Source organism: Frankia sp. CcWB2 (genome assembly GCF_977927585.1).
The window spans coordinates 1-3,991 of sequence record NZ_CDWRCM010000002.1 but is presented as its reverse complement, the minus strand read 5'-3'; the positions used below and the strand labels follow the sequence as shown (position 1 = coordinate 3,991).

At 71.8% G+C, this 3,991-nt stretch carries 3 protein-coding genes and 1 pseudogene; 3 read left to right on the top strand and 1 reads right to left on the bottom strand.

The features are described from left to right. Positions 1–334: pseudogene (locus ACY45C_RS00770) on the top strand (RNase J family beta-CASP ribonuclease); the annotation flags it as partial. 191 nt (positions 335–525) lie between these two features. On the opposite strand, the gene ACY45C_RS00765 reads toward ACY45C_RS00770, so the two are convergent. Beyond that, positions 526–723 carry a hypothetical protein gene (locus ACY45C_RS00765; protein WP_462185753.1) on the bottom strand — a complete coding sequence of 66 codons (198 nt, stop codon included), beginning with the start codon at positions 721–723 and terminating at the stop codon, positions 526–528. A gap of 19 nt (positions 724–742) precedes the next feature. Here ACY45C_RS00765 and ACY45C_RS00760 point away from each other — a divergent pair, with 19 nt between their 5' ends. Next, positions 743–3,295: an FtsK/SpoIIIE family DNA translocase gene (locus tag ACY45C_RS00760; protein ID WP_462185752.1), complete on the top strand. Its 2,553-nt coding sequence runs from the start codon at positions 743–745 to the stop codon at positions 3,293–3,295. 106 nt (positions 3,296–3,401) lie between these two features. Beyond that, positions 3,402–3,991: helix-turn-helix domain-containing protein (locus ACY45C_RS00755; RefSeq protein WP_462185751.1), on the top strand; the 590-nt coding region annotated here is incomplete at its 3' end.

Below are 3,991 nucleotides of genomic sequence, written 5' to 3'. Positions count from 1 at the left end.
CGATGGCGCCGCGGTCGGGGACGTCGGTGAGCCGAGCCTGAAGGACCGCCGGATCCTCGGCGAGGAGGGTTTCATCACGATCACTGTCGTGGTGGACGCCGCGGCGGGCAAGGTCGTCGTCGGCCCGGATCTCTCTGCCCGCGGTTTCTCCGATGCGCCGGGCACCTTCGACTCCGTCTCCAAACTGGTCAGCGACGGGCTGGTGGACGCCATGCGCACCGGGATGAACGATCTGACGGCCCTGCAGCAGCTCGTGCGGCGCACGGTCGGTCGCTGGGTCAACGAGAACTACCGGCGCCGCCCGATGATCGTTCCGGTGGTTCTCGAGGTCTGAGGCGTTGCGGCGCGCCCGGTTCGTCGGGGTTGCCAGTACTCGGGCACGCTCGTGTGTACCGTTTCGACGGTGGCCACACGGACCAGTGGCGCGCGGACGCGTGCGCAGACGGAGACGGCCACGTCCCGGCCGGGGGGCGGTGGTGGGCGTCAAGGTACCTCGCGGGGTGAAGGTACCCCGCGGGGCGGCGGTCAGGGCGGCAAGGCACGCGCATCGACGGCGGCTGGCCGGTCGGGCAGCTCCAGCCGGTCGGGCAGCTCCGGCCGGTCGGGCGGCTCCAGCCGGTCAGGCGGGTCCCGCGCGGCCGGCCGCGGTAGGACACCGGCCCGTCCACCGGCCCGGGCGAGTCGCCCCCCGCTGTCGCTGCTGATCGGCCAGACAGTCGTCAAGAGCGTCTACCGGCTGTGGATGGGCGCGGCGACGGCGCTGGGCACCGTGCTGCGCCGGGCCGGCCGGGGCGCCCGTGAGCTGCACATCGATCCAGGGCACCGGCGTGACGGGCTCGGCCTGACCGCGTTCGGCGGGGCGATCCTGGCCGCTGCCTCGGTGTGGTTCTCCGCCGCCGGGCCGCTGGGGAGGTACGTGGCCGCGGTCCTGGAGCTGCTGGTCGGCGCCGGCGCCTGGGCACTGCCGCTGTTCGGTCTGGGCGCCGCGTGGCGGCTGGTCCGGTCCCCGACCGATCCGGGCAGCCGGGGCCGGGTGGTGATCGGGTGGACGGCGGTCGCCGTCGGTCTGCTCGGCATGGTGCACATCGCTCGTGGCCTGCCCGACTTCTCGGACGGCGTCGCCCGGATGCGGGCGGCCGGTGGCTTCGTCGGGCTGCTCGGTGGCCTCCCGCTGGCCAGCGCGGTGACGCCGTACGTCGCCGTTCCGCTGCTGCTGCTGCTGACGTTCTTCGGCGTTCTCGTCATCACGGCGACCCCTGTCCGCCAGGTGCCCGAGCGGCTCGGTGAGCTCGTCGATCGGCTCACCATCGGGGTGCGCGGTCCCGCCCGGGACGCCGGCGAGTACGACGAGGACGCGGACTTCCGCGACGACCCCGAGGACGATTCGGAGCTGTCCGACGGCCTGCTCGCGGCCGGGGCGGCGGGTACGGACCGGCGTCGGCGCGGCGGTCGGGCGACCCCGCCCAGGGGAACGCCCCCGGGTGATGGCGAGGTCTTCGACGTCGCCGACGTCGCCGACGTCGCCGATGCCGCCGACGTCGCCCGGCCGGCCGCCCGGCCGCCCGCCGGGGACCTCGCCCTCGACCTGTTCGGCGAGCTCGCCGGCCCGGAGGCGGACACCGGCTACGTGACTACGGCCCCCGATCCGGGCGGTGCGGCCGCCGGTGGCGGGGAACCGGTAGCGGGGGCCGCGTCCGGTCCGCCGCGCAAGGCCCGGGCCCGGACAGCCCGGGCGACCGCGGGTGCGGCGGACACCGCGACCGGTGTCCCCGGTCCGGGTTCCGCGGACTTCGGCGGCGAGATCGAGCATCTGGTCCCCCCGGCCGACGGTGACTACCGGCTGCCGTCGCCGACCCTGCTGCGCTCCGGTACGCCGCCCAAGGCCCGCTCGGCCGCGACCGACGGGGTGATCGCCTCGCTGACCGACGTGTTCGCCCAGTTCAAAGTGGACGCCCAGGTGACCGGCTTCACCCGGGGACCGACGGTCACCCGCTACGAGGTCGAGCTCGGTGCCGCGGTCAAGGTCGAGCGGATCATCCAGCTCACGAAGAACATCGCGTACGCGGTGAAGAGCCCGGACGTGCGGATCATCAGTCCGATCCCGGGCAAGAGCGCGGTCGGTATCGAGATTCCCAACACCGACCGGGAGTTGGTGTCGCTCGGCGACGTCCTGCGCAGCGGGGAGGCGACCGGCAACCCGCATCCGCTGGTTGTCGGTCTCGGCAAGGACATCGAGGGCGGCTACGTGCTCGCCAACCTGGCCAAGATGCCGCACATCCTCATCGCCGGGGCGACTGGAGCCGGCAAGTCGACGTGTATCAACACCCTCATCACCTCGGTGCTGGCCCGGGCCACCCCTGACCAGGTGCGCATGGTGCTGGTGGACCCCAAGCGGGTCGAGCTGACGAACTACCAGGGTATTCCCCATCTGATCACGCCGATCATCACGAATCCCAAGAAGGCGGCCGATGCGCTGCAATGGGTCGTGAAGGAGATGGAGAACCGGTACGAGGACCTCGCCGCGTGCGGGGTGCGTCACGTCGACGACTTCAACCGCAAAGTGCGTAACGGTGAGATCGCTGCCCCGCCGGGATCCGAACGTGTCTACGTGCCCTACCCCTACATCCTGGCCATCGTCGACGAGCTCGCCGACCTGATGATGGTGGCGCCGCGCGACGTCGAGGACTCTATCTGCCGGATCACCGCCATGGCCCGGGCGGTGGGCATCCACCTGGTGCTCGCCACCCAGCGGCCCTCCGTCGACGTGGTGACCGGCCTGATCAAGGCGAACGTGCCGTCCCGGCTCGCCTTCGCGACGGCGTCGTTGGCGGACAGCCGGACGATCCTCGACCAGGCCGGCGCGGAGAAGCTCGTCGGCCTGGGGGACGCGCTCTTCCTGCCGATGGGAGCGGGCAAACCCGCCCGTATCCAGGGTGCCTTCGTTTCCGAGGACGAGATCGCGGCCATCGTCGACCACACGAAGGAACAGGCGCCGCCGGCGTTCCGGGAGGACGTGTTCGACGCTGGCGGCGAGGCCAGGAAGGAGATCGACGAGGAGATCGGAGACGATCTGCAGCTCTTCCTGCAGGCCGTCGAGCTCGTGGTGAGCACGCAGTTCGGCTCCACCTCGATGCTGCAGCGCAAGCTGCGGGTCGGGTTCGCGAAGGCCGGGCGGCTGATGGACCTGATGGAGAGCCGGGGCATCGTCGGCGCGAGTGAGGGCTCGAAGGCGCGTGACGTGCTGGTCATGCCGGACGAGTTGGAGGGTCTGCTCATAACCCTGCGTAACGGATGAGGAAGCCTCCGATGGAACGTCCCCGCTTTCAGCGCCGGGGGACGCGCCGTAAACTGAAGGCCTCGCGTCCACGGTAGGCGGAAAAGACGGTTGCGGAGGTTCGCTCATGCAGTCCGTGGACGGTCCGCAGCCGCGGGACAGCGTCGGGTCCATCCTGGCAGCGGCACGGCGTGACCGCGGTCTCACGGTCTCCCAGGTCAGCGAGCGCACCCGGGTCAGGGCGGGTCTGATCGATCAGATCGAGCAGGACGACTTCTCGCAGTGCGGCGGCACGGTGTATGCCCGCGGGCATCTGCGCAGCATCGCCACCACCCTCGGGCTCGATCCCGGGCCGGTGCTGGCGGCCTACGACGCCTCGCACGAGCACCAGACCGGCCCGTTGATGATGGGCCCCTCGGCCGAGTTCGATCCGCTGCGCGGGGAGTCCCGCCGGCGGCGCGGCGGGTTCCGGTGGGGTCCGGCAATGATCGTTTCGCTGGTCGTGGTGTGTGTCATCGCGGCTCTCGCGCTGCTGCTGCCAGGTTCCTCCGATTCCTCGGACGACAGGGCCGCGCTGGGGCTGGGCGGGGCCGTGGGGCTCACCCCGACCGTGACCGTCCCGCCGGCCTCGACGAGCCCGGCCGCTCCCACCGCGACCACGCCCGCGCCGACAGGGGTGAACGTCGTCCTGGCGGTACGCGGCGCGCAGAGCTGGCT